General features: G+C 73.0%; 15 protein-coding genes. 5 read left to right on the top strand and 10 right to left on the bottom strand.

The genetic code is table 11. The annotated features are described in order from the left end of the window. Positions 1-67: 67 nt before the first annotated feature. Complete coding sequence (locus ACH4E7_RS24775) at positions 68-2,881, top strand: penicillin acylase family protein (RefSeq protein WP_396251218.1); 2,814 nt, start codon at positions 68-70, stop codon at positions 2,879-2,881. Between the two features lie 52 nt (positions 2,882-2,933). Here ACH4E7_RS24775 and ACH4E7_RS24770 read toward each other — a convergent pair whose 3' ends face one another. Then, a complete protein-coding gene (locus ACH4E7_RS24770) occupies positions 2,934-3,239 on the bottom strand; it encodes a hypothetical protein (RefSeq protein ID WP_396251217.1) in 306 nt (101 codons plus the stop codon). Positions 3,240-3,344: 105 nt separating this feature from the next. On the opposite strand from ACH4E7_RS24770, the gene ACH4E7_RS24765 reads away from it, so the two are divergent. Continuing rightward, entirely contained in the window at positions 3,345-4,562 is a 1,218-nt protein-coding gene (locus ACH4E7_RS24765) for a pyridoxal-phosphate dependent enzyme (protein ID WP_396251216.1), read from the top strand. A gap of 22 nt (positions 4,563-4,584) precedes the next feature. Here ACH4E7_RS24765 and ACH4E7_RS24760 read toward each other — a convergent pair whose 3' ends face one another. From ACH4E7_RS24760 to ACH4E7_RS24730, 7 genes are all read right to left on the bottom strand, one after another. Next, complete coding sequence (locus tag ACH4E7_RS24760; RefSeq protein ID WP_396251215.1) at positions 4,585-5,649, bottom strand: hypothetical protein; 1,065 nt, start codon at positions 5,647-5,649, stop codon at positions 4,585-4,587. After that, the gene (locus ACH4E7_RS24755; protein ID WP_396251214.1) at positions 5,646-6,497 is read right to left on the bottom strand and encodes an ABC transporter ATP-binding protein; all 852 of its coding nucleotides are present in this window, start codon (positions 6,495-6,497) and stop codon (positions 5,646-5,648) included. The genes ACH4E7_RS24760 and ACH4E7_RS24755 overlap by 4 nt, the downstream gene beginning before the upstream one ends. After that, positions 6,494-6,910: a GntR family transcriptional regulator gene (locus ACH4E7_RS24750; RefSeq protein WP_396251213.1), complete on the bottom strand. Its 417-nt coding sequence runs from the start codon at positions 6,908-6,910 to the stop codon at positions 6,494-6,496. The genes ACH4E7_RS24755 and ACH4E7_RS24750 overlap by 4 nt, the downstream gene beginning before the upstream one ends. 124 nt (positions 6,911-7,034) lie before the next feature. Then, positions 7,035-8,090: an MDR family NADP-dependent oxidoreductase gene (locus ACH4E7_RS24745; protein WP_396251212.1), complete on the bottom strand. Its 1,056-nt coding sequence runs from the start codon at positions 8,088-8,090 to the stop codon at positions 7,035-7,037. Beyond that, positions 8,087-9,781: a phytoene desaturase family protein gene (locus tag ACH4E7_RS24740; RefSeq protein ID WP_396251211.1), complete on the bottom strand. Its 1,695-nt coding sequence runs from the start codon at positions 9,779-9,781 to the stop codon at positions 8,087-8,089. Before ACH4E7_RS24740 ends, ACH4E7_RS24745 begins: the two co-directional genes overlap by 4 nt. Then, on the bottom strand, positions 9,778-11,472 hold the full coding sequence (locus ACH4E7_RS24735) for a phytoene desaturase family protein (protein WP_396251210.1): 1,695 nt from the start codon (positions 11,470-11,472) through the stop codon (positions 9,778-9,780). Before ACH4E7_RS24735 ends, ACH4E7_RS24740 begins: the two co-directional genes overlap by 4 nt. After that, positions 11,459-20,716 (bottom strand): amino acid adenylation domain-containing protein, encoded by a 9,258-nt coding sequence (locus tag ACH4E7_RS24730; protein ID WP_396251209.1) that lies wholly within the window; start codon positions 20,714-20,716, stop codon positions 11,459-11,461. The genes ACH4E7_RS24735 and ACH4E7_RS24730 overlap by 14 nt, the downstream gene beginning before the upstream one ends. Before the next feature lie 895 nt (positions 20,717-21,611). Here ACH4E7_RS24730 and ACH4E7_RS24725 point away from each other — a divergent pair. Continuing rightward, positions 21,612-21,908 carry a carbohydrate-binding protein gene (locus tag ACH4E7_RS24725; RefSeq protein ID WP_396251208.1) on the top strand — a complete coding sequence of 99 codons (297 nt, stop codon included), beginning with the start codon at positions 21,612-21,614 and terminating at the stop codon, positions 21,906-21,908. Between the two features lie 91 nt (positions 21,909-21,999). On the opposite strand, the gene ACH4E7_RS24720 is transcribed toward ACH4E7_RS24725, so the two are convergent. Next, positions 22,000-22,920 carry a hypothetical protein gene (locus ACH4E7_RS24720; protein ID WP_396251206.1) on the bottom strand — a complete coding sequence of 307 codons (921 nt, stop codon included), beginning with the start codon at positions 22,918-22,920 and terminating at the stop codon, positions 22,000-22,002. Then, a complete protein-coding gene (locus tag ACH4E7_RS24715) occupies positions 22,917-23,354 on the bottom strand; it encodes a hypothetical protein (protein ID WP_396251205.1) in 438 nt (145 codons plus the stop codon). The genes ACH4E7_RS24720 and ACH4E7_RS24715 overlap by 4 nt, the downstream gene beginning before the upstream one ends. A 501-nt stretch (positions 23,355-23,855) precedes the next feature. Between ACH4E7_RS24715 and ACH4E7_RS24710 the strand changes: the two genes are divergently transcribed. After that, entirely contained in the window at positions 23,856-25,094 is a 1,239-nt protein-coding gene (locus tag ACH4E7_RS24710; protein WP_396251204.1) for a cytochrome P450, read from the top strand. Between the two features lie 553 nt (positions 25,095-25,647). Beyond that, positions 25,648-26,016: a peptidase inhibitor family I36 protein gene (locus tag ACH4E7_RS24705; RefSeq protein ID WP_396251203.1), complete on the top strand. Its 369-nt coding sequence runs from the start codon at positions 25,648-25,650 to the stop codon at positions 26,014-26,016. Positions 26,017-26,019 lie beyond the last annotated feature (3 nt).

Genomic DNA, 26,019 nt, shown 5'->3' with positions numbered 1-26,019 from the left:
CCACTAGCCAACCGTCCAGTAGCACCCCTACCGTCGACTCCCCGTGGCTTCGACGGAGGAGCTCGCCTTGCGCCCACGCCCCCACCGCCTCCGCTTCCCGGCCGCCGCCCTCGCGTCGGCCCTGCTCGTCACCGCAGCCCTCACCACCCCCACCACCGCCACCGCGGTCCCCACCGGCACCAACACCGCCGCAGCCGCCGCCACCGACTACTGCGGCGGCCGCTGCACCGACATCCTCCCGCCCGGCGAGAACGGCAACGCCACCCTCGCCGAGATCCTGCTCAACCGGATGTTCGGCAGCCGCCCCGCGCACACCGACGACCAGCTCGGCCCCTACGCGGCCCTGACCTCCGGCTATCCCGGGCTCACCGAGGCCGGGCTACGCGACTTCTTCAACGACGCCTCCTTCGGCGTGCCGGCCGACCAGGTGGCCAGCACCACCACCCCGCGCCCGGACGTCACGATCGTGCGCGACAAGGCCGCGGGCGTCCCGCACATCACCGGCACCACCCGGTACGGCACCGAGTTCGGCGCCGGCTACGCCGCCGCGCAGGACCGACTCTGGGTGATGGACCTGTTCCGGCACGTCGGCCGCGGCCAGCTGTCCGGCTTCGCGGGCGGCGCGGCCGCCAACCGCCAGCTGGAGCAGAGCTTCTGGCAGGCCGCGCCGTACACCGAGGCCGAGTTGCAGCAGCAGATCGACGCCCTCGCCGCCCGCGGCGGCCGGGCCGCCCAGGCGCTCGCCGACGCCAACGCCTACCTCGACGGGGTCAACCAGTACGTCACGCAGGCGTACAACGGCCGCACCTTCCCCGGCGAGTACGACCTCACCGGGCACGTCGACCCGATCACCAACGCCGGTTCGATCGAGCCGTTCAAGCTGACCGACCTGGTCGCCCTGGCCTCCGTGGTCGGTGCGCTGTTCGGCGCGGGCGGCGGCAACGAACTCGCCTCCGCCCAGGTCAAGTCGGCCGCCGAGGCGCGCTACGGCAAGGACGCCGGGGACGCGGTATGGAAGTCGCTGCGCGAGGCCGACGACCCGGAGGCGGTGCAGACCCTGCACGACGGGCAGAGCTTCCCGTACGCCACCGTGCCCGACCAGCCGCAGGGCCAGGCGCTGCCCGACCCCGGCTCGGTGGTGCCCGAGCGGATGATCTACGACGCCACCGGCTCGGCGGGGGCGGCGACGACCGCCGCGAACGGCGCCCTCCCCGGCAACCTGCTCACCGCCAAGCACGGCATGTCCAACGCCCTGCTGGTCTCCGGCGCGCACACCGACGACGGCCACCCTGTCGCCGTGTTCGGCCCGCAAACCGGCTACTTCGCCCCGCAGTTGCTGATGCTGGAGGAGATCCAGGGCCCCGGGATCAGCGCGCGCGGCGCGGCCTTCGCCGGCCTGAGCTTCTACGTGCAGCTCGGCCGCGGCCAGGACTACGCCTGGAGCGCCACCTCGGCCGGGCAGGACATCACCGACACCTACGCCGTCCCGCTCTGCACCACCGACGGCTCGCCGGTCACCACGGCCGCCAACTCCTACCTCTGGCACGGCCAGTGCCTGCCCTTCGACCGGCTGGAACGCAAGAACGCGTGGAGCCCGACCACCGCCGACTCCACCCCCGCCGGCTCCTACACCCTGGTGATGTACCGCTCCGACTACGGCCTGGTGACCGCCCGGGGCACCGTCGGCGGCGCACCCGTCGCGTTCACCTCGCTGCGCTCCACCTACCGGCACGAGGCCGATTCCATCATCGGCTTCCAGGAGTTGAACGACCCCGGCGCGGTGCACGACGCACCGAGCTTCCAGCAGGCGGCGCAGGACATCAACTACACCTTCAACTGGTTCTACGCCGACTCCCGCGACATCGCGTACTACAACTCCGGCAGCAACCCGGTGCGCGCCCCCGGCGTCGACGCCGGTCTGCCGGTGCTCGCCCAACCCGCCTACGAGTGGGCCGGCTTCGACCCGGCCACCAACACCGCCCGGTACACCCCGCCGGCCGAGCACCCGCAGTCCGTCAACCAGGACTACTACATCTCCTGGAACAACAAGCAGGCCGACGGCTACACCGCCGCCGGCTTCGGCAACGGCTCGGTGCACCGCGGGAACCTGCTCGACGACCGGGTCAAGGCCCTGCTCGGCAACGGCGGCAAGGCCGGCCGGGTCTCGCTCACCCAGGCCATGGAGAGCGCCGCCCTCACCGACCTGCGGGCCGAGGACGTCCTGCCCGACCTGATCCAGGTCCTGCGCAGTGGTCCGGTCACCGACCCGGCCACTCTCACCGCGCTCCAGCAGCTGGAGGCCTGGCTCGCCGACGGCGGGCAACGGAAGGAGACCTCACCCGGCAGCCACACCTACGCGGACGCGGCCGCGATCCGGGTGATGGATGCCTGGTGGCCGCTGGTCGCCGACGGCGTCATGCGGCCCGGGCTCGGCGACCAGCTGTTCACCGCGCTGACCGGCGCACTGCAGATCAACGAGTCGCCCTCCGGCGGCCAGACCGGCGCCACGGCCGGCGGCCCGGCGAGCGCCAACGAGTCCATTCCGCACAAGGGTTCGGCCTTCCAGTACGGCTGGTGGAGCTACCTGGACAAGGACCTGCGGTCCGTCCTCGGCGACCCGGTGGCCGGCCCGCTGGCCCGTCCGTTCTGCGGCGGGGGCGACCTGACGGCCTGCCGGGGCGTACTGCTGAACACCCTCAAGCAGGCCGCCGCCCAGACCCCCTCCCAGGTCTACCCGGGCGACGGGGACTGCTCGGCGGGCGACCAGTGGTGCGCCGACACCATCATCCAGCGGCCGCTGGGCGGGGTGACGGACGACAAGACCACCTGGCAGAACCGGCCGACCTACCAGCAGGTGGTGCAGTTCACCAGCCACCGCTGAGGCGGCGAACCGGCCGCCGGCGCCCTGGAGGACGTCGGCGGCCGTCGCGCGCTCAGCCCAGCCGCTCGGCGACCTTCTGCTCGGCCTCCCGCAGATAGCGGGCCTGATCCCTGAGGCGGCTACCCGCCCCGTTGTAGAACGGCGGGCTCTCATGCGTGGCCATCCGGTCGGAGAGGGCCGCCGCCAGCTCCGCCGCGACCTCCACCAGATCGGCGAGCGCGCCCAGCATCACGGGCTCGTCCGCCGCCGGGACCTTGTCCCGCCCGCGCTCCCGCGCCTTCGGCAACGCGTTCTCCCGCAACTGCCGCCGCGCCTCGTCCACCGCGTCGACCATCGCCCGCATACCGCTGTCCATCACGCCCTCCGACTCCTACCCCGCCGTCAATGTCCGGATGAGTGTGCCCCGCCGCCCCGCAGCCAGAAACTCCTCCTGTAGCACCCGAAGCCCGGCTAGGGTACTTACATGACACCAGACGACTCCCTCGCAACCGGTCAGCGCTCTCTCGGCGACCCCGACCTCGACTACCCGCTCTGGCCACCGCTCACCGAAGGCTGCCCGCAGACCAGCACGGAGGACGTCTCCTACCCCGTCGAGGTCGACTACGCCTACGACAAGCTCGACCCGGCCAACCTGTTCGCCCCCGTCAAGACCCGCGGCGGCCTGGAGCGCTGGGCGCCGCTGCTGCCGCCGCTGCTCGCGCCGGGCCTCGGCGAGGGCGCCACCCCGCTGGTGGAGATCCAGCCGGACGTCTACCTCAAGGACGAGTCCCGCAATCCCACCTGGAGCCACAAGGACCGACTGAACCGCTGCACCACCAGCGCCGCCGTCGGTGTCGGCGCGCCCGGCATCGCGGTGGCGTCCTCCGGCAACCACGGCGCCTCGGCGGCCGCCTACGCCGCCCGCGCCGGACTGCCCTGCGTCGTCTTCACCGGCCCCGACGCGCCGCCCGCCGTGGACGCCTTCCTCAACGCCTACGGCGCCGTGGTGCTGCCGGTGCCGTGGGAGGCGCGCTGGCCGTTGCTGCGTCAGGTGGTCGAGCGCTTCGGCCTGCATCCGGTCAGCAACCTGACCACCACCCACACCGGTCACCCGTACGGCCCCGAGGGCTACAAGACCGTGGCGTACGAGATCTTCCAGGACGTGGGCGTGCCGAGCGCGGTGTTCGTGCCGACCGGGTACGGCGAGCTGCTGTTCGGCGTCTGGAAGGGCTTCGCCGAGCTGCACCGCCTCGGACTGGCCGACCGGGTGCCGCGCGTCTTCTCCTGCGAGTCCGCGGCCTCCGGCCCGCTGCACCGGGCGCTCGCCCGAGGCGTCCCGGCCGCCCACGTGACGGTCGGCCCGAGCGACGCCTACTCGATCGCCTCCCCGGTCAGCGGCTACCGGGGCGTGGTCGCGGTGCGTGCGAGCGGTGGCCGGGCACTGACCGTCGACGACCGCCAACTCGCCGACGCCCAGCGCGAACTGGCCCGCGCCGGCCTGTGGGCCGAGCTGTCCTCGGCAGCCGGCCTGGCCGGACTGCGCAGCCTCGGTGAGGAGGCCCTGGGCGACGGCCCGGTGGTCTGCGTGTCCACCTCCAGCGGCTTCAAGGACAAGGCCATGGACACCCGTCCGACCGCCCCGGTCACCCCCGAGTGGGCGCAGGTCGAACGCCGCCTGCGCGCCGCGGGCATCACCGGCTAGCGCTGCGCCCAAGACCCCGCGACTACGCCGCGGCCCGCCCCCGCCGCACCAGCCACCAGGTGACCGCCAGCGACACCACGAACAGCGTCAGGTTGATCCCGTTCTCGATCAGGTGGAAGGTCCCCAGCCGACCCTCCGGCTGCAGGCTCTGCTGCATGCCGACGAACCCGTGCTGCTTCAGACAGGAGAAGAAGGCGTCCCCCCGCCCGTCCGGGATGCTGCCGCAGGCCTGCGACATCACCTCGCCGTACGGGTGGACCTGCCCGGCCGCGTCCACGAAGGGCGCCTTGCCGCCGTCCAGCACCAGCTCGTTGGGCACCGGGACGAACGGGTCGCCGCCCGCGCCCCGGTCCGGCCCCAGCGGGATCGTCCGCGTCACCGGGTCCATCAGGTGCGGCCGCACCTGCTCCATCAGCGTGGTGCGCCCGGCGAAGGAGCCGAGCACCACGACCAGCGAGGGCAGCACCCGCCGCAGCGCCGCGCCCACCGCCACGCCGAACATCCCCCAGGCGAGGCCGAGCGTGAGCGGCATCCAGCCGCCGGCCTGGAACAGCGTCCCCTCGAACAGGCTGCGCCGGTCGGCAAGGTGGACCAGCTGGGCGACGTGCAGGCACTCGGCGGCGAGCGCGGCGGCCAGCCCTGCGATGACGGTGCCGATCACGGCGAGTTTGCCGAACAGCCAGCGCATCGGGGTGATGTCCTGGGACCAGGCCAGCATCAGCGTGCGCTGCTCGTACTCCCGGGACAGCAGCGGCGCCCCGATGAACATACCGAGCATCGCGGGCAGGAAGACCACCAGGTTCAGCTGGTAGCCGGCGATGTCGGCGCCGTCCCTGATCCGGCCGAGCCGCTCGTCGGCGACGGCCTTGGCGCAGTCCGGCCCGTGGCACAGGTCGATCGCGCTCTGCAGGTCGGAGGCGTTGACGGCCATCCAGGTCAGCATGACGGCCGTCGTGACGGCGGCGCCGATCAGCACGGTGCGGTGCTGGCGCCAGGCGAGCCAGAGGATGCCGCGCCACAGGTTGCCACGGGCGGCGGGGGCGGGCCGGGTCGCGGCGGGCGGCGGGGTGGTGGTCGGGGCGCTCATCGTCCGGTCTCCCCGAGCGAGGTCTTGAGGTACGCGAGCACGACGTCCTCCAGGGTGACGGGGTGGCCGGTCCAGCCGGGGGCCTCCAGCGGGGTCGCCGCGCCGAGCAGGGTGCGCACCGTGAAGGTGGACTGCCGGGCGGTGTGGGTCTCGTGCACGATCTCCCCCTCGACCGGCGGCCGGTCTGCCCGCGGGCCGGTCAGCCGCAGGTGCTGGGCGAGCAGGTCCTCGGCGTCGCCGTCGAGGATGTTGCGGCCGTGCGAGAGCAGCAGCAAGTGGTCGCCCACCCCGGCGAGTTCGGCCACCACGTGGGTGGAGAGCAGGACGGTCATCCCGGTCTCGGCGACCTCGCCGAGCAGTTCGCCGGTGACGGCCTTGCGGGCGACCGGGTCGAGGTTGGCCAGCGGCTCGTCCAGCAGGAGCAGCGAGGGGCAGGAGCCGAGCGCGACGGCCAGCGCCACCTGGGCCTGCTGCCCGCCGGAGAGCTTGCCGCAGCGGCGGTCGAGCGGGATATTGAAGCGCTCCAGCCAGGCGAGCGCACGCGGCTGGTCCCACACCCGGTTGGTGTGCCGGCCGAAGTTCAGCATGTCGGCGACGCTGAAGTCGCGGTAGAGCGGCTTGTCCTGGGCGAGCAGGACGACCCGGCCGCCGACCGCGTACTCCCCGGCCGTGGGCTTGAGCATGCCGCTGACGATGCTCATCAGGGTCGACTTCCCGGCGCCGTTGGCGCCGACCAGGGCGATCACCCCGCCGGCCGGGAGGGTGAAGGTGCAGTCGTCCAGGGCGGTGACGCCCCGGTACCTCTTGGTCAGCCCGCGCACCGTCAGGGCCGGTTCGACGGCGATCACGCCTGCACCCCGTGCCGGCCGGCCCGCTCGGCGGCGGCCTGCTCCTCGGTGAGCACGGCGGTGACCAGGGCCTTGACGTCCTCGTCCTCCAGCCCCGCCTGGCGGGCCTCGGCGACCCAGCGGGCGAGCCCGGTGCGCAGCCGCGCCATGTCGTGCGGGTCGACGGCGCCGAGCGAGCCGGTGACGAAGGTGCCGGAGCCCTGGCGGGCCTCGACCAAGCCGACGTGCTCCAGTTCCTTGTAGGCCTTGAGCACGGTGTTGGCGTTGACCGTGCACGAGACGACGACGTCCCGCACGGCCGGGAGGCGGTCCCCGGGCTTCAGTACACCCAGCCTGAGCGCCTCCCGCACCTGTCGTACGAGCTGCGCGTAGGCCGGGAGGCTGTCCGCCCGGTCCACATGGAATTCGATCACGGGGCATCTCCTCGCATCGTTGAGGCCTGCCCCTGAATTGTTATGGTCTAGTAGAACACTAGTCAATCGCTACACTGAAACTCTGTCAGCGGGAACCGAACCCCGCTCAGCGGGAGCCGTCCGCTCAGACCTCGACCAGCACCTTCCCCCGGCTCGCCGAGCGGTCGGTGTACAGGCTCCGGTACGCCGCCGGAATGCTGTCGAACCCCTGGTGGACGGTCTGCTGGTACCTCAGGTCCCCGCTGCGGACCAGCGCCCCGAGGTCCCGCCGCAGCGCCGACCAGTTCTCCTCGGTGAACCACTCCAGCGAGAAGATGCCGCGGATCACGGTGCGCGGGAACATGATCATCGGTAGCAGCCGGGGCCCCGCCCACTCGCCGCCCACCTGACTCCCCCACTGCCAGCAGACCGCCACCCGGCTGTCCACCGCGAGCATCCCGAACACCGCGTCGGTGAGCCCGCCGCCCAGGCTGTCGAAGTAACGGTCGATCCCGTCCGGGGCGAACCCGACCAGCTCCTTGGCCACCCGTTCCGGGTCGTCGCCGTCGCGGTAGTGCAGCACCTCGTCGAAGCCCAGCTCCAGCAGGCGGTCGACCTTGGACGGGGTCGCCGTGGTGCCGATCACCCGCGCGCCGCGGTGCTTGGCGAGCTGGCCGACCACCGAGCCGACCGCGCCGCTGGCCCCGCTGACCAGCACCGTCATACCGGGTCGCACGTCGAGGAACTTCTCCACCGTCCCCCAGGCCGTCATCCCGGGCCCGCCCAGCAGCCCGAGGGCGGTGGTGATCGGCAACTGTTCGTCGTAGTGCGCGCGGTCCAGTCGCCGGTAGGCCGGGAAGACCATCGGGAAGGTGCCGGTCTGCCAGAGCCTGGGGGCGCCGTTGCTGACCACATGGCTGCACCAGCCGCCGAAGCCCTGGACCAGGTCGCCCACCGCGAACCGCGCGGCCGGCCCGGCCTCCACCACCTCCATGATCGAGTCGGCGCCCATGGGGTCGCCGACCGGGGTGTCCAGCGCGATCCCCTGGAGGTACGGATCCACCGAGACGTAGCGGGTGCGCAGCAGCATCTCGTCCTCGGCGAGCCGGACGTCCACCTCCTCGACGACCTTGCGGTACATCCGGTCCACGTCCGGCACGCCGTCGACGTGCTCGTGGACGATCCACTTCTCGATCCTCAAGAGGTGACTCCAAACTGCCGGTCGTCGGGCCCGACCGGTTCGGTGATCAGGGTGGGCAACGGCGCGCTGTCGTCCACCGCGGCGGTGAACGGCCTGCGGTCGTCGCGGCAGATGAACTGGACGACGTGCCGGCCCGCGGCCGCCGCGCGGATCAGACCGCCGGTGGTCGCCCAGACCCCGGAGAGGTAGAAGTTGGCCAGGCCCGGCAGCCCCGGCCCGTTGCGCCTGATCTCCTCCTCCAGGGTCTCCCCGCTCTCCACGAAGGGCTGCCAACCGAGCACCGTGCCGTCGTAGTTGCCGGTGTAGCGGACCTGGGTGAGCGGGGTGGAGACGTCCTTGACGGCCACCGCGTCCCTCAGCCCCGGGTGGTGCCGGTCCAGGAACTCGATGACGGCGTCGCGCACCCGGCGCTTCTCCCGCTGGTACTCCCTGCCCCGGCCGACCGGCAGGGTGTGCAGCTCCTCGCCGCGCCGCAGCCGGGGCGCCTGCTCCGGTCCGGTGCTCAACTCCCGCCAGGGGGCGATGTCGCAGAAGTAGCTGGCGTACACGACGGTGGTCGCGTCGGGCGACAGCTCCGGGTAGTGGCGGCTGCGGAACTGGATGTTGATGCTGGGGTGCCGGATGCCGGTGAGCCGCGCCGCGAACTCCTCCTCCAGCAGGTAGGTGGTGCACGGGTCGCCCGCCGGGAAGGGGCGGCGCAGCCCGAGGAAGACGGTCAGGTAGCCGGGGAAGACCATGCCCGGCTCGGCGAGCGTCTTGGTGTACAGCCGGCGGTAGGTGTCGTTCAGGTAGCGGCCCTTGAGCAGGTCCATCATCGTGGTCCGCCCGTCGCAGGCCGCCACCACGATGTCGGCCCGCACCTCCCGGCCGTCGCTCAGCCTGACCCCGACCGCCGTGTCCCGCTCGACGAGGATCTCGGTCACCTTGGCGTTGTAGGTGATCCCGCCGCCGAGCCGCCGGTAGCGCTGCTCGATCGAGCGGGCCAGGCCGAGCGAGCCGCCCTCCGGCACGCCGGCCGACTGCCCGGCGTGCGAGGCGAGTTGGAAGTACGTCGGCAGCACCGGGAAGTTGGGGTGCTTCTCGTACAGCACGAAGTTGAACGCCTCGCGCAGCAGCGGGCTGCGGAACCGCGCCGAGTAGTCGGTCATCAGCACCGAGATCGAGCGCCGGATCACGTTGACGTACGGCAGGAAGGAGGCGAGCATCCGCCAGCGCTCCCACCGGCCCATCAGCCCGACCGGCTTGAGGAAGGGGTAACGCGCCAGCGCCACCCGGAACTTGCGCAGTCCGGCGCAGAACTGCCGGATCCGCCGGGCGTCCTCCGGGGCGAGGTCCAGCAGGTGGGCCTCCAGCCGGTCCGGGTCGGAGTAGAAGTAGACCGCCTGCCCGTCCCGGGTGCGCACCACGTTGAAGACGTCGAAGTTGCGCATCCGCTTGCCCTGCAGGGCGCCGAGTTCGAGCCAGATCCGGTGCATCTCGTTGCCGGGCCCGCTGCCCAGCAGCCAGCTGACGCAGCAGTCGAAGGTGAACTCCCCGCGGTCCCAGGCGGTGCAGCAGCCGCCGGGCAGCTCGTGCATCTCCAGGACCTGGGTGCGGTAGCCGTTCATCTGCGCGTAGCAGCCGGTGGACAGGCCGCCGAGGCCTCCGCCGATGATGACCACGCTCTGCCGACTGCTGCTCGTCCCCGTCATTCCGGCCCTCCGACGGTCATCCGGCCCACGGTGGCCCGGTCGAGGTGCGGCAGGCGGCCCCACTTTCCCGCGTGCCAGGGTTCCCGGTTGTCGCTGGGCCAGGCCCGGAACGGCCGGCCGAGTTCCCGGCAGAGGTACTGGGCGGCGTACCGGCCGCTGGTGGCGGCGCGGATCAGGCCGCCGAGCGAGGCCCACTGCCCGGCCATGGAGAAGCCGCTGAGACCCGGCAGCCGCATCCGGTCCCGGTTGACCAGGCGGTTGGCGCTCTCCTCGGCCTCGGAGAAGGCCTGCCAGGCGAGGATGCTGCCGTAGGTGTTGCCGGTGAAGCGCTCGGTGGTCACCGGCGAGGCGACGTCGACCAGTTCGATCCGCTCGCCGAGCCCGGGGTAGGTCCGGGTCAGGAACTCCCGGACGAACGCGGCGACGTCCTGTTTGCGGGCCCGGTAGGCCCGGCGGTCGCGGATCCGCAGGTCCTTCCAGGAGCGGTAGTCACTGAAGTAGGTGCAGTGGAGCACCGACTTGCCGGGTGGCGCGAAGCCGTCCGCGTAGGTGGAGCGCAGCTGCACCACCAGGCTGTGCTGGAGCGAGCCGGGCAGCCGGGCGCCCTGCTCGGGCGGGAGCAGGTAGGTGGTGCTGTGCGGCTCGTCCGCCGGCAGCGGGCCGTCGACGCCGACGAAGGCCGAGACCACGGCCGGGTAGAGGTTGCCGGGCTTGTCCAGCAGTTCACCGTAGAGCCGGTCGGTGGCCGGGCTGGAGTAGCGGCCCTCCAACAGCCGGTCGAGCACCGTCGGGCCGTCGCAGGCGGCCACCACGTGGTCGGCGAAGTGCCGTGAGCCGTCGCGCAGTTCGACGCCGACGGCACGCCCGTCCTCGACCAGGATCCGGTCCACCCGGCAGCGGTAGCCGATCACCCCGCCGAGCGAGGTGTACCGCTCCTCCACCGAGCGGGCCAGTCCGAGTGAACCGCCCTGCGGGAAGCCCGCGTTGCCGGTGTGCGCGGCGGCCAGGGTGTACAGGTACGGCAGCAGCGGGAATCCGGCCGGCTCCTGCAGGAACATGTTGGGGAAGGCCCGCCGCAGCAGCGGGTCCTGGAAGCGCTCGGCGAAGCCGCTCATCGGGGTGGTCGCGGTGCGCCAGAACAGCCGGAAGGCGGGCAGTACGGTGCGCAGGGTGCGCAGCCGTTCGGCCGTGGTGCGCAGCGGCGGCGGGGTGAGGTCCCAGGGCAGGTCGATCGCGGCGAAGCGGCGCAGGTCCTTGCAGAAGGCCCGGATCGGCGCGGCGTCGCCGGGGGCGAGGGCCAGCAGGTGGGCCTCCAGCCGGTCCGGGTCGCCGTAGAAGGTGACGGCCCGGCCGTGCTCGTCGACGACCCGGTTGAAGGTGTCGAAGTGGGTCACCGACTTGCCGTCCAGGGCGCCGAGTTCGCGCCAGACCTGGTGGGCTCCGGTGCCCTCGGCGGTGCCGATCAGCCAGTCGATGCAGTAGTCGAACAGGTAGCCGTGCCGGGACCAGGCGGTGCAGCAGCCACCGGGCAGCACGTGCTTCTCGAAGATCCGGGTCTCCAGCCCGCTCATCTGCGCGTAGCAGCCGGTGGCGAGGCCGGCCAGGCCGGCCCCGATCACGATCACCCGGGGCGGGCCGTCGTCGGCCCGCTCCCCGGTGGTCCAGTCCGGCCCGCGGTCAGCCGCGGCCATCGGCGGTGCCTCCGGCCAGGATGACGCCCGCCAGTTCGGCGTTGCGTGCGGCGAACTCGCCGTCGAGCATCTCGGCGTGGCTGCCGTGGCCGACGTACACCGCCGTGCCGGTGGCGGAGGCGCCGTGCCAGGAGCCGCTCTCACCGCCCACGTGCACGCCGAGGCGCTCGCGCTCGCAGAGCACGTCCAGTGGGGCGTTCACCGTGCCCGTGTTGGGGGTGCGGCTGCAGAACTCCAGGTAGTCCCGGGCCTGTTCGAGGGTCTTCTGGGCGACGATCCGCGAGCCGGTGTGCCGGTGCAGGTGCTCGCGCAGTTCCCGTTCGAAGACGGCCACGTGCTCCTCGCCCAGGTCGAAGGCCTCCAGGGTCCGGTAGGCGTCCACCAGCAGCACCGAACCGACCGTGCGGCCGCGCCGCTCCAGTTCCTTGGCCACCTCGAAGGCGAGGTTGCCGCCGAGCGAGTAGCCGAGCAGGACGTACGGTCCGGACTCGTGCAGCGCCTCGACCAGGTCGGCGTAGCGGGCGGTCTTGTCCTCGCCGGTCAGGTAGTTGAAGGCGGCGACCCGGTGCTCGGGCAGGTGAGCGGCGAGCTGCCGGTAGACCAGGCCGTGGCCGCCGGCCGGCGGGAAGCAGAAGACCGTGCGGTCCTCGGGCGCCTCGGGGTTGAACCACAGGTGGGGTTCGCCGCCGGCCACCTCGCCGGTGATGATCTGCTCGACGGTGCGGGCCATGCCGTGCAGGGTGGTGACCTTGAACAGCAGGCCGACCGGGATGCCGATGTTGAACTCGGTCTGCAGGTGGTGGATCAGCTCGATCAGCCGGATCGAGCTGCCGCCCAGTTCGAAGAAGTCGTGCTGGAGGCCGACCTCTTCGAGGCCGAGCAGGTTCTTCCAGCGCTCGGCGACCCGGACCTCGTAGAGGGTGACGGGTGGTTCGTGCCGTTCGCCGCCGGTGTCGGCCTTGGGCTCCGGCAGGGCGGCGAGGTCGACCTTGCCGTTGGGGGTGAGCGGTAGGGCGGGCAGTTCGGTGAGATAGGAGGGGATCATCACGGTGGGCAGGTGCTCGGCGAGGTGGCGGCGCAGTTCGCGGCGGTCCGGCTCGACGCCCTCGGCGGGCACCAGGTAGGCGGCCAGGACGGATTCGCCCGTGGCGTCCTGCCGGACCGCCACGCAGGCCTGGGCGATTTCGGGCCGGGCGGTGAGGTGGGCCTCGATCTCACCGGGTTCGATCCGGTGGCCGCGTACCTTGACCTGGTTGTCGATCCGGCCGAGCAGGTGTGCGGTGCCCTCGGCGTCCCAGTGGCCGAGGTCGCCGGTGCGGTAGAGCCGCAGCGGGGTGCCGTCGAACTCCAGGGTGGTGAAGCGCCGTTCGGTCTGCTCCGGGTCGTTCGGGTAGCCGGCGGCGACGCCCGCGCCGCCGATCCACAGCTCGCCGGGCACCCCGGCCGGGACGGGCTCGCCGTAGCGGTCGAGGATGTACAGCGCGCTGTTCGGGAAGGGTCGGCCGATCGGGACCATCCGGCCCGGTTCCAGCTCCTCGGCGGCGCCCTCGTAGTAGCTGGAGTCGACGGTGGCCTCGGTCAGGCCGTAGGAGTTGACCAGCCTGGTCCCCGGCCCGCACAGGGCGCGCAGCCGCTGGTGCTCGGCGGCCTTCCAGGAGTCGGAGCCGACGATCAGCAGCCGCAGGAAGTCCAGCCCGACGCCCTCGCGTTCGCAGTGGGTCAGCAGGGCACGGGCGACGGCGGGCACGAACTCGCCGCAGTCCACGGCCTCCTCGCGCATCACCCGGTACAGCCGGGCGGTGTCGAAGAGCAGTTCGCGGTCGACCAGCACGAGGGTGCCGCCGGTGCTGAGCGCCCGGGCGAGGTCGCCGGAGAACACGTCGAAGGCGGTCCCGGCCATCTGCAGGTGCACCCGGGCCTCGGTGTCCAGCCGGTACTGCTCGCGCCAGCCGGCCGTGACCGCGGCCAGGTTGCGGTGGTCGACCCGTACGCCCTTGGGGCGGCCGGTGGAGCCGGAGGTGTGGATCACGTACGCGGGCCGGTCCGGGTCGGCGGCGGGCAGCGGCCCGTCGGCGGTGGCGGGCCGTTCCAGCTCCTCCAGGGTGACCAGCGGTGCGGGCAGGTCGGCCGCGAGCGGGCGGCGCTCGTCCACCACGACCAGGGCCGCCCCGGCGTCGGCCACCTGGTAGGCCAGCCGGTCGGCCGGGTGCCCGGGGTCGAGCGGCAGGTAGGCGGCGCCGGCCCGCCAGATCGCCAGCAGGGTGGTGATCAGCTCGGGTGACTTGTCCAGGCAGACCGCGACCACCGAGCCCTCGCCGACGCCCAGTTCGCGCAGCCGTGCGGCGGTGCGCTGGGAGCGCCGGTCCAGTTCGCCGTAGCTGAGCCGCCGCACCGGGTCCCGGCCGGGGGCGACCACCGCGACGGCCTCCGGGTGCTCGGCGGCGACCTTGGCGATCAGCTCGGGCACCGGCACCTCGTGGTCGATCCGCCGCTCGGCGCCGCTGAACTCGGTGAGGATGCGCCGGCGTTCGGCCGCATCCAGCATCCGCAGCCGGCCGACCGGCTCGTCCTCGGCGGCCCGGGTCATGGCCTCCAGGAGGTTGCGGTAGTGCGCGGCCAGCCGCCGCACGGTGGCGGGCTCGAAGAGGTCTGAGTTGTACTTGAACACGCAGTGGAAGCAGCCGTCCGACCGGTCCTCGTAGGCGGACAGGGTCAGGTCGAACTGCCCTTCCTCCTCCGGGAGTTCGATGTACTCCAGGCGGTAGCCGAAGCGCTCCACGGCGACCTTGTGGGTGAGCAGGATGAACATCGCCTGGAACACCGCGGAGCGGCTCGGGTCGTGCTGCAGCCCCAACTGTTCGACCAGCAGCGGGAACGGGTACTCCTGGTTGTCCAGCCCGCCGAGCACGCTCTCCCGCACCCGGGCCAGCAGGTCGGCCACGGTCGGCTCCCCGGTCAGGCTCACGTGCAGCGGCAGCGGGTTGACGAAGTAGCCGTAGACGGAGGCGAAATCCTCCTGGGTGCGCCCGGTCACCGGGCTGCCGACCACGATGTCCGACTGCCCGGACCAGCGGTGCAGCAGCAGGTAGTAGGCGCTGAGCAGCACCATGAACGGGGTGGCGTTGTGCGCGCGGGCCAACCCGTGGACCCGGCCCGTCAGTTCGGCGTCCAGCCGGAAGAACTCGGAGGCCCCGTTGTGGGTCTGCACCGCCGGGCGCGGCTTGTCGGTGGGCAGCGCCAGCGCCGGCATCTCGGCCGGCAGGTGCCCGCGCCAGTAGTCGAGCATCCGCTGCGCCTGCGGACCGGCCAGGAAGCGGTTCTGGTGGTTGAGGAAGTCCAGGTAGCGGGCGGCCACCGGGGGCAGTTCGGGGGTGCGGCCTCGGCGCAGCGCCTCGTAGACCTCGAACAGCTCCTCGATGAAGGTGAAGGTGGAGATCGCGTCCGAGACGATGTGGTGGACGGCCTTCATCAGCACCCAGCGGTCCGGCCCGCGCCGGAACAGCCGCAGCCGCACCAGCGGGTCCTCGGCCAGGTCGTACGGGCGTCGGTACTCGCGGACGATCAGCTCGTGGATCTCCTCCCAGGGACGGCCCTCCACGTCGAACAGCCCGGTGTCGACGACGACCTCGCCGCGGATGTGCTGGACGGGGCGGCCCTGCTCGGCGGTGAAGGCGGCGCGCAGCCCGGGATGGCGGGCGACCAGGAAGGCGAAGGCGGCGAAGACCAGCTCCGGGTCGAGTTCGGCGCGCACCTCGACCGCGCCGCCGATGTTGTACGCGAAGCCGTCCGGGTGCAGCTGGCGCAGGAACCACAGCGCCTGCTGGTTGTGGGTGAGCGGGTAGCGGGACTCGTCGCTGTACAGCTCGACCTCGGCCTGCTCCGGGCTCCCCTCGGCGGCGAGCTGGTCGGCCAGGCCCGCGGTGAGCAGGTCGACCAGGTCGCCGACGGTGCCGTTGCTGAGCAGCGCCACCACCGGGAGGGCGACGCCGAGTTCGCCGTGCACCCGGGCCCGCAGCTCCATGGCGAGCAGCGAGTCCAGGCCGTGCGCGGCGAGTTTGGTGTCCTCGGAGATCCGCTCGGCGCCGATCCGCAGCACGGCCACGGCGGCGGCGGTGAACCGCTCGGTGACCAGCTCCCACCGGCTCCCCTGGTCGGCGGCGCGGTAGGCGTCCAGGAAGCCGCCGGTCTCGGCCGGGGCCCGCTCGGCGGCGCTCGCCGCGAGTTCGGCGACCAGCGGCGGCGGGGCCGGGTACCAGGCCAGGAAGGTCGGCCAGTCGACCACGGTGGCGACCAGCAGCTGGGCCCGGTCCTGCCCGAGGACACGCTCCAGCACGGCGGTTCCGGCCTCCGGCGGCAGCGAGCTCATGCCGCGCGCGTCACGGTAGTGGGCGACCAGGCCCAGTTCCTCGATCATGCCGGTGGCCCAGGGGCCCCAGTCCAGGCTGAGCGCGGGCAGGCCGTCGCGGCGGCGGTGGTGGGCCAGGGCGTCCAGGAAGGCGTTCCCGGCCGCGTAGTTGGTCTGTCCGGCGGTGGTGAGCAGCGAGGCGACCGAGGCGAACAGCACGAAGTGGTCGAGCGGTTCGGCGCGCAGCAGCCGGTGCAGCAGGTGGCCGCCGACCACCTTGGGGCTGTATCCGGCGTCGAAGGCCGCCCGGTCCATCTGCGCCAGAAGGGTGTCCCGGACCTGCCCGGCGAGGTGGAACACCCCGCGGATCGGCGGGAATCGGCGCTGCCGGTAGTCGGCGAGCCAGGCCGCGAGGGCGGTCTCGTCGGTGACGTCCACCGGGGCGAGCAGCGGTTCGGCGCCGAGCGCCTCCAGTTCGCGCAGGAAGGCGATCCGCTCCCCGGCGGGGCTCGCCGCGTCGACGCTCTGCCACTCGGCGCGCTCGGGCAGGGCGGTGCGGCCGACCAGGATCAGCCGCCGGGCGCCGCGCTTGACCAGGGTGCGGCAGAGCAGCCGGCCGAGCGCGCCGAAGGCGCCGGTGACCAGGTAGCCGCCGTCGGGGCGCAGGACCGGCGGCAGCGGCCGGGTGAGGCCCTCGGCGCGGCGCAGCCGGCCGGTGAGCCGGCCGCCGGCCCGCAGGGCGATCTCCTGCTCGTCCCGGGCGGCGAGTTCGGCGAGCAGCGCCTCGGCCTGGTCCCGCGCGTCGAGCGAGGGGTCGAGGTCGACCAGGCCGCCACGCTGGGCGACGAGTTCCTGCTGCCACAGCACCCGCCCGATGCCCCAGGCGGGGGCGCCGAGCGGTTCGACCCGGTCCCCGGGCGCGGCGGCCTGGGTGCCCCGGGTGACGATGTGCAGCCGGCCGTCCGGGCGGGCGGCGGGCAGCGCCTGGGCGAGGGTGATCAGCGAGTAGGCGCCGAGGGTGGCGAGCCCGTCGAGCTGTCCGGGCTCGGCGGCGTCGAGGGCGGGCAGGTCGAGGTTCCACAGGTGGACGACGGTCCGGTACGCCGGGTCCAGGTCGGCGAACAGCCGCTGGAGGTCCTCGGCGGAGTCGGGCCGTACCGTCGTCTCCCCGTCGCCGAACGCGTAGGAGCTCCCGGGCCGGACCAGGTGGCAGCGGGCGCCGCGGTCGGCCGCCAGGGCGGCCAGCCGCTCGGCGAGGCCGCCGCCGTCGGCGAACAGCAGCAGGTCGCCGGTCGACGCGTCGAGCGGCGCCGCCGGGGCCCGTGTCCAGGCCAGTTCGGTGAGCCAGCCGTCGATGGTCGCCAGGCCCACCGAGGCGGAGGCCCGGGCGACGTCGGCGACCTTGAAGCCGGTGATCCGGCCGAGCGGGGTGCCGTCCTCGGTGTAGAGGGCGAGATCGCCGACGAGTTCCTCGCCGCTGTCCCGGGTGACGGTGGCGTGCGCCCACAGCGGCCGGTCGCCGACCGGGTCGAGCCGGACCTCCTCGATCGAGACCGGCAGCCGGACGCCGCCGCCCTCGGGGGCGTGCAGCCGGGTGGTCAGCAGGGTCTGGAAGCAGGCGTCCAGCAGCACCGGGTGGAGGTGGTGGTCGGCCGCTCCGGCGCCGAGTCGCGGGGTGGGGCGGATCAGGGCGAGCGCCTCGCCGGGACCGGCCCACACCTCGGCGATGGCCTGGAAGGCGGGCCCGTAGTGGTAGCCCCGCTCGGCCAGGCGCCGGTAGCAGTCGGGGCCGTCGAGGCGACGCCCCCGGTCGCGCAGCGCGTCGAAGTCCGGTGCGGGCCCGTGGGCGCGGCGCTGGCCGGTGCGGACCCGGCCGCTCGCGTGCACGGCGGGCTCGCCGCCGGTCGGGGTGGAGGCGATGGTGAAGCGGGCGTCCTCGGGCGCGTAGCCGAGCTGGACGGGGACCGGCTCGGTCTCGGAGAGGAACAGCGCCCGGCTCAGTTCGACCTCGGCCAGCACCACCTCAGTGCCGCCGGTGAGCGCCCGGACGGCCTGGGCGGCCATCTCCAGGTACCCGGCGGCCGGGAAGACCACCTGGCCCTCGATCCGGTGGTCGTCCAGGTAGGGCAGTCGCTCCGGATCCAGCGCGGTGGTCCAGGTGGGCTGGGCCGCGGCGGTGCGGCGGCCCAGCAGCGGGTGGTCGACCCGACCGAGCCGGACCTGCTCGACCGGCTTCGGCTCGACCCAGTACCGGTCGCGCCGCCACGGGTAGGTCGGCAGCGGTACCGGTCGTCCGGCCGGGTGCAGCGCGTCCCAGCTCAACTCGACGCCCAGGGTGTGCAGTTCGGCCAGGGTCCGGGCGAAGCGCTCGGGCTCGTCCTGCTGGCGGCGGATCGACGGCAGGGTGTGCGCCTGCCCGGCGCACTCGCGGATCGCGTGCCCGAGCACCGGGTGCGGGCCGAGTTCCAGGAACAGCCGGTGCCCGTCCTCGGCCATCCGCTCGACGGCGGCCCGGAAGCGCACCGGATTGCGGACGTTGTGCCACCAGTACGCGCCGTCCAGCTCCGGGCCTTGAGCGAGCCCCTCACGGGCGGTCAGGTAGAGCGGCAGCTGCGCCTCGCGCGGCTTGATCCCGTCCAGCGCGGCGATCAGCTCGTCCCGGATCGGGTCCATCCGTACGCTGTGGTAGGGGACTTCGACGTCCAGGAAGCGGGCGAACACGCCCTGCCGCCCGAGCTCCTCGGCCAGTTCGCGCAGCGCCTCGGTGTCGCCGGCGAGGGTCACGGCGGAGGGACTGTTGACGGCGGCGAGCGAGACCCGGGTTCGGTGCGGGCGGATCCGCCGCTCCGCCTCGGCCTCCGGCAGGCCGACCGCGAGCATCGAGCCCGTCCCGGCCAGGCGCTGCTGCAGCCCGCTGCGGGCGAGCACCACCCGGACGGCGTCGGCCAGGTCGTACACCTCGGCCTCGTGGAAGGCGGCGACTTCGCCGGTGCTGTGTCCGACCACCGCGTCGGGCACCAGGCCGTGGCTCCGCCAGAGCGCCGAAAGCCCCACCTGGACGGCGAAGTTGGCGGGTTGGGCGAGCCAGGTCTCGGCCATCCGGGAGTCCGCCTCCTCGCGCCCCAGTTCCTCCAGCAGCGACCAGCCGGCCTGCTCGCGGATCTCCCGGTCGACGGCCCGCACCGTCTCCCGGTAGACCGGCTCGCTCGCGTACAGGCCCCGGCCCATCCCCCACCACTGCGGGCCCATACCGGTGAACACCCAGGCCAGCCGCCGCTGTCCGCGCTCCCGGGCGCACCCCTGGACCACCAGCGGGTGCGCCTCGCCGCGCTCGGCCGCGGCCAGCGCCTCGTCCAGGTCCTGTTGCCCGGAGTAGACCACGGCGAGCCGTTCGGGCAGGTGCTGACGGCGGTGGGCCAGGGTGTGGCCGAGGTCGGTGAGCACCGTCCCGGCGGCGAGTTCCGCGCGGACGGAGCCGGCCAGCTCGGGCAGTCCGGCCGCGTCCCGGGTGCTCAGCGGCAGCACCGTACGGGTCGGCTGCGACGCCGCGGCGACGACCGGGGCCGGGGCGGTCGCGGGAAGCGGCGGCTCCTCCAGCAGGACGTGGGCGTTGGTGCCGCCGAAGCCGAAGGAGTTGACGCCGGCGCGGGCCGGGCCCTGGTGCTCGGGCCAGTCGACGGGGGCGGTCGGGATCTCGAAGGGCAGCACGGCCAGGTCGATGGCGGGGTTGGGCCGCTCCAGGTTGAGGTGCGGCGGGATGCGGCGGTGCTTGAGGGCCAGCACGGTCTTGATCAGCCCGGCGACGCCGGCGGCGGCCTCGGTGTGCCCGATGTTGGTCTTGACCGAACCGACGTAGCAGCGCTCCCCGGAGCGCCGGCCGATGCCCAGCACCCGGCCGAGCGCGGCCGCCTCGATCGGGTCGCCGACCGGGGTGGAGGTGCCGTGCGCCTCGACGTACTGCAGGCTGCCGGGCAGCACCCCGGCCGCGGCGCAGACCCGCTCGATCAGAGTGGCCTGGGCGTCCGCGCTGGGGACGGTGATGCCGTTGGTACGGCCGTCCTGGTTGACGCCGCTGCCGAGGATGACGGCGTGCACCGGGTCCCCGTCGCGCAGCGCGTCGGAGAGCCGCTTGAGCACCACCACGCCGACGCCCTCGGCCCGGACGTAGCCGTCGGCGGAGGCGTCGAAGGCGCGCGAGCGGCCGTCCGCGGAGAGGAAGCCGCCCTTGGTCTCGGCGATCGTGTACTGCGGCGCCATGTGCAGCAACGCGCCACCGGCCAGGGCGAGTTCCGTCTCGCCGCGGAGCAGGCTCTGACAGGCGAGGTGGACCGCGACCAGCGAGGAGCTGCAGGCGGTGTCGATCGAGACGCTGGGGCCGCGGAAGTCGAAGCAGTGCGAGATCCGGTTCGACACCATCGTCATCATGGTGCCGGTGGCGGTGTGCGCGGCGATGGTGGCGAAGTCGAGGTCGGCGAACTGCAGGATCTTCCAGTCCAGGGTGAAGGCGCCCATGTAGACGCCGACGTCCCGCCCGGCCAGCTCGCCGGGGCGCAGCCCGCCGTCCTCCAGCGCCTCCCAGCTGACCTCCAGGAGCTTGCGCTGCTGCGGGTCCATGTGCTCGGCCTCGCGCGGGCTGATGCCGAAGAAGTCCGGGTCGAAGGTGTCGAAGCCGTCGATGTAGCCGCCCCGGCCGCCGATCAGCCGCCCCGGCTTGGCCCGGTCGCGGCTGCCGAGGGTGCCGGTGTCGTACCGGTCGACGGGGGTGTCGGTGAGACAGTCCCGACCCTCGATCAGGTTGCGCCAGTAGGTCCGGTGGTCGTTGGCGTGTCCCGGCAGGCGGCAGCCGATCCCGGTGATCGCGATCCGGTCGCAGGGCACGGCGAAGGGCGATGTGGTCATAATCCAATCCGGGGTCGGTGGCGGGACGGCGCGGGCACGGGAGGGGAGGCTTCGCGGGGGAGGTCAGGCGGACTGCTCGCAGGCCTTCATTCGGCGTCAGGGGCGCGGCGGGGTGGCGGTGAGCTCACACGGCGGTCGGGAACGCGACCGAGCCGCGGCCGAGCCGACCGAGGTGGACGTCGATGTCGGCGTGGGCGGAATACCCCTGCGCCGATATGAGCATTCCGGCCACGAATACCGCATACGCCGAGAAGCGGATCCGAGCCCGGGGCCTGATACTCCTGGAACCGCGCGACGAAGGCACTCGGAAAATGATTCACACCAATGTCAGCGACATTCCGGAGGCATTGGAAAGGCGAGCCGATCGGCAGGGCGAGCGGGCTCCCCAGCCCGGCCGGAAGCGCCGGGCGGGCCGAGCCGACCCGCCCGAAGCGGAAGTGCCACGCGGCGGCGACCGTGCACAGCACCTCTAAGCGCGGAAGCGGATCAGCGAGCCGGCGTGCGATGGCGGACAGCACGCTCCCCCTCGTTCTTCGCGGACTAACGACTGCAAACGTCAGAGACTCTAGCGGGAGCCACAGGCCGGGGCAGTCATTCGACGTGTTAACGCCATAAATGACCCGATCGATGGAAAATTAGCGCACGAAGTTGACGGCAGGTCGGCGCGAAGGCGGCTCATTCCTCAGCAGGATTCCGCCGGCTTCACGACCCCGCCGGCTTCACGACCCCGCCAGCTCCGCCAGTCGGCGGGCGGCTTGGGGAGCGTACGCCGCGAGGCGGTCACGCAGGCCGCGCAGCTCGTGCCCGACCAGCGCGGGCAGGACGGCGGCCGGTGCGGACTCCAGGGTGGGCCCGAGCAGGCCGAGGGCGGGGCGGCGCCGGGCACAGCCAGTCGGTGGCGTACATCAAGGCCAAGCTGCAGGCGGCCGGCTACACCGTCAGCGAGCAGACCTGCACCTACACCATCACCGTCACCGTCACCGTCACGGGCTCGGCCACCCACACCATCGGCTTCTCCCTGGTCGTGGGCAACGGGAACCCCGACCCCGGCGGCACCTGGACGCCCGGCACCACCTACCGGGCGGGCGACCTGGTGACCTACAACGGCATCACCTACCGCTGCGTCCAGCGGCACACCGCCCAGGTCGGCTGGGAGCCGCCGATCGTCCCCGCGCTGTGGGAGCCGGTGTGATCCACCACCGGTAGCCGACCCCGTCCGAGCCGCTGCGCCGCGGTCCGTCGAGGGGACGGACCGCGGCGCAGCCGTGTGGGCGCTTCCACGGTCAGCCGGGGTGGAGGGCCACCCGGACGTCGGCGTCCATCGGCAGGACCAGCAGGTCGCCGTGGTCCCAGGTCCAGTAGTTCGGGAGGAGGAACATCCGGTCGCCGGACTGGGCGAGCAGACGCAGTCCGCGGTAGCGGTACCGGAACCGGTCCTGGGGCCCCGCGTCCAGGAGCGTCGTCTCCGTCAGACCGTCCCATTCCGATGTGAGGCACGCGGTGCTGTTCGGGTCGGCGCACGCGGAGAGGTCCAGGTGGAGGCGTTCGACGGTGTCGAGGATGACCGCGGGGCGCCTGTAGAGGTTCCTCCCGGCCCACTCCGCGTGAGCACTCCCCCGGTCGGAGGCGTAGGTCGTGGCCGCCCAGAACGCGCAGAGCGCGACGATCGCCACGGCGATGCCCATCGCGGCCCGCTCCCCGGACAACGCATGACCGACGCCGTTGCTGCGTCTGATCAGGATCCGCGCCAGCACGATCAGCAGCAGCGCGCCACCGATCATCAGCGGGGTGCCCAGGTCGCCGGGTCGGATCACCTCGAAGCCCGCGAGAAAGCCGGACACCAGGAGCACGAGGGCTGGCACGGTGACGGCCCAGCAGGTCCGGCGGACCACCCGGGCTCCGTCCCGCCCCCGCCGGACGAACCTGCTCGCGACGTGGAAGAGCAGCGCGAGCACCAGGGCCACGAAGGCGACCACTCCGGCTGGCAGGAAGAGCGGGCTTTCGCCCTCCACCAGCACTTGCCGGGTGTCGAAGCCGAGCGTCGAACTGTCGACGCCGAAGTAGTCGTAGTAGGCGCTGGTGTAGACGTAGCCGAAGAAGAACAGCAGCGCGGTGATCAGTGTCGTCGGGGCGATCCAGGTGGCGATCCGGGTGATCCAGGCGGTCGTCGCGCCGGCGGCCGGGTCCTCCGTCGCCGGGCTCAACTGGTTCCGCCGCTCGGGCTCTCGCTGGTGGGGCTCGCGACGCTCGGGCTCCCGGTCGGGACCATGGTCGGGCTCACGGTCGGGCTGCTGCTCAGGCCGGACGGCCCGCTCGTCGGCGAGGCCCCGGACGCCGGTGCGGCTTCGTCGGTCTTGCTGGTGCCGCCGATGGTCAGCGTGTAACAGATCCTGGCGCTGTCGCCCCCGGACGGCGTCTCCGGGAGGGTGAACTGCACGGGCTGGCTCACGCCGTTGACGAGCGTGACCTCCCGGCTGGTCGGGGTGGCGAAGCCCGTACTGTTCATGCAGTCGTGGACCCTGCTGATCTCGGCCGGGACTTCGGACGACGAGGGTTCGGTCGCGGCCGAGGTCGTGGATTCGGCCATGGGCTCGGCCATGGGTGCGGCCTTGGGCGCGGTCGTGGGTTTCAGTGTCATCCTCACCTGCCTGCCCGTCACCTCGGACTGCGCCTTCGGCTGGCCCGCGCTCGCGAACGACCCCGAGCTCCCCCCTGCGCGGGTCCTGTCCTCCTCGGACTGCCCCTCCGAGGGCTGGGAACCCTGTCCGCCGCCTCCCCCCGCCGGGGCGACGGAGCCGGCGGGAGCGCCGCCACCGCCGCCGCAGGCCGTCAGCGCCGCTCCCAGCAGAGCGGCGGCGGCGAGGCGGCGGGTACTCCCGGCGAGGGCCGGGCGGAAGGCATCGCGAGTGGTCCTGGGCATACGGCCTCCCGTGTCAGGGCGGGACGACAAGGGGGCCGGACCGGCCCCGCCGAACCGTACCCGTTCGTGCACGCCGAGGCTGTCCTCCGCCCGGGTGGCCTGGCCGGCCGGCGTTCACCGGAAGTCATCACGCCGCCACTCGACCCCACCCGTCTGGCGTACAGTCAGCCCGGATGTTCCCAGCCCCTCCCGGGCCGCCCAACACCTTAGGGAGACCCCGTGACCACGGAAGCGCACCCCGTCCCCGAGCTGGCGGCGGACGTCGTCGAACAGTGGCGGGCCGAGGAGGCCCAGCTGGTCGACCTGTTGGCCTGCGCCCAGCGCGGCATCGGCGGCATCGCCGCCTTCCGGCTCGGCCCGACGCCGACCGTCCTGGTCACCGACCCGGCCGCCGTCCAGCACGTGCTCGGCCGCCACCCCGACCGGTACGTCAAGCGCTCACACCGGGCCCGGATGCTGGTCGGCGACGGCGTGCTCTCCGCCACCGGCGACGCCTGGAAACGCCAACGGCGGCTGCTGCAGTCGCAGTTCACCGGCACCGGGATTCGCCGCTACGAGCAACGGATCGCCGCCGCGGCGCGCCGGACGGCGGAGCGCTGGGAGGGATACCGGCGCAGCGGGGAGACCTTCGACGTGGGCGAGGAGATGCGCGGCTTCGCCCTGGACACCGTCTGGCGGGCGCTCACCGGGCTGCCGCTGGACGACCGGACGGACGGCGAACTGCGCTCCGTGGAAAGTGTGGTGGCCGCGATGCCGACCCTGCCGACCAATGCGGCCGACGCCCGGGACGCGGTCGCCGAGGACCTCGCCCGGATCGACGCCGTCGCCCAGGCGGCGATCGACGCGGCGCGGTCGGTCCGGGATGTCGAGGAACCCGGCGTGCTCCGCGTCCTGCTCGACGCGGCCGACCACCACCCCGAGTACACCGACCGGTTGATCCGCGACGAGCTGGTCACCCTGCTGGTGGCCGGCCACGAGACCACCGCCACCACGCTCACCTGGCTGTTCCTGCTGCTCGACGACAACCCGGAGGCGCGCGGCGCCGACCCGCAGGCGCTGGTGAGCGAGACCCTCCGGCTCTACCCCTCCGCCTGGCTGCTCCCCCGGCACGCCGTCGAGGACGACGTGATCGCCGGGCACCGGATCGCCGCCGGCACGGACGTCCTGGTCTGCCCGTACCTCACCCACCGCGACCCGGCGCTGTGGCCCGACCCGGAGCGCTTCGCCCCCGCCCGGTTCGCCCCCGACGCGGACCGCCCCGGCCAGCTCGGCGCCTACCTGCCCTTCGGCCTGGGCGCCCGCGCCTGCCTGGGCACCCAGTTCGCCCTGCGGGAGACCACGACACTGCTGGAACTGCTGTTGCCGCTGGGGCGGTTGGAGTTCCGCTCCCGGCCGACCGGGGCCGCCTACAGCATCACGGTGCGCCCGAACGGCCCGACACCGGCGGTGCTGCGCTGAACACTTCCACGCTGAACACTTCCACGCTGAGCGGGCTTCCGGGGAGCCGTCGGGCGGCGGAGGCGGGAAGCCGTCCGCGAGTTCCTCGCCGCTGAGCGCGGCGTCGACGCGGGCCCGGATGTGGGCGCGGGTGATGGGGCAGTCGAGCGGGCGGTCGCGGGTGCAGCTGAGCATGTGAGCGAGAACGGCCGCGGCGCGTTCCAGGCGGCGGGCACGCGCGCAGCAGGGCCGTACGTTCGGCCGCCTGCTCGCTGGCCACCACGGCGGCGGTCCCCGAGATCGGCCCTTGGCGGGCCGGCCCGCGTTGCGCGCCGTCCCGCGCCGTCGCGCGTCGCCGCGCTTCGTCGCGCGTCCCAACAGCTCAGCGCCGTCCCACAGGTCGTCCGGGACGCCGGGCGACGGCGCAGGTCGGGGCGCGGGACGGCGTCCCACCGTCCCCAGGCGGTCTGTGGTGATGGCATTCGCCCCCGGTCGTGTCGCAGGCTGGTGATCGCCGGCGGAACATCAACTCCGGTCGGTGCACGGCACCTTCACTCGATTCGAGGAGCCAGAAATGTTCAAGAAGACCATTGCCGCGCTCGCCGTCGCCGCGGGCGTCGTCGTCGGCGCCGGTGTCGTCGCCCCCGCCGCCGAGGCCGCACCGGCCGGCTGCAACGCGGGCGGCCTCTGTGTGTACTGGGGTTCGAACTACAGCGGCAACGTTCAGACCGTCTACCAGGACAACAACGACCTGAGCATGTACGCCAACTTCAAGAGCAGCCAGGGCGGCTCGGCGTTCAACAACGGCAACAGCTGCAACGTCGTCGTCTACGCCCAGACGAACGCCCAGGGCCAGGGCTGGATCCTCTACCGCGGCCAGGGCTGGACCCTGATCGGGGACAACCTGCCCTCGATCCTCTCCAACCGCTGGTGCACGGTCTGATCC

The organism is Kitasatospora sp. NPDC018058 (assembly GCF_044327205.1).
GTDB lineage: Bacteria > Actinomycetota > Actinomycetes > Streptomycetales > Streptomycetaceae > Kitasatospora.
This window is presented reverse-complemented; position numbering and strand designations above follow the sequence as displayed.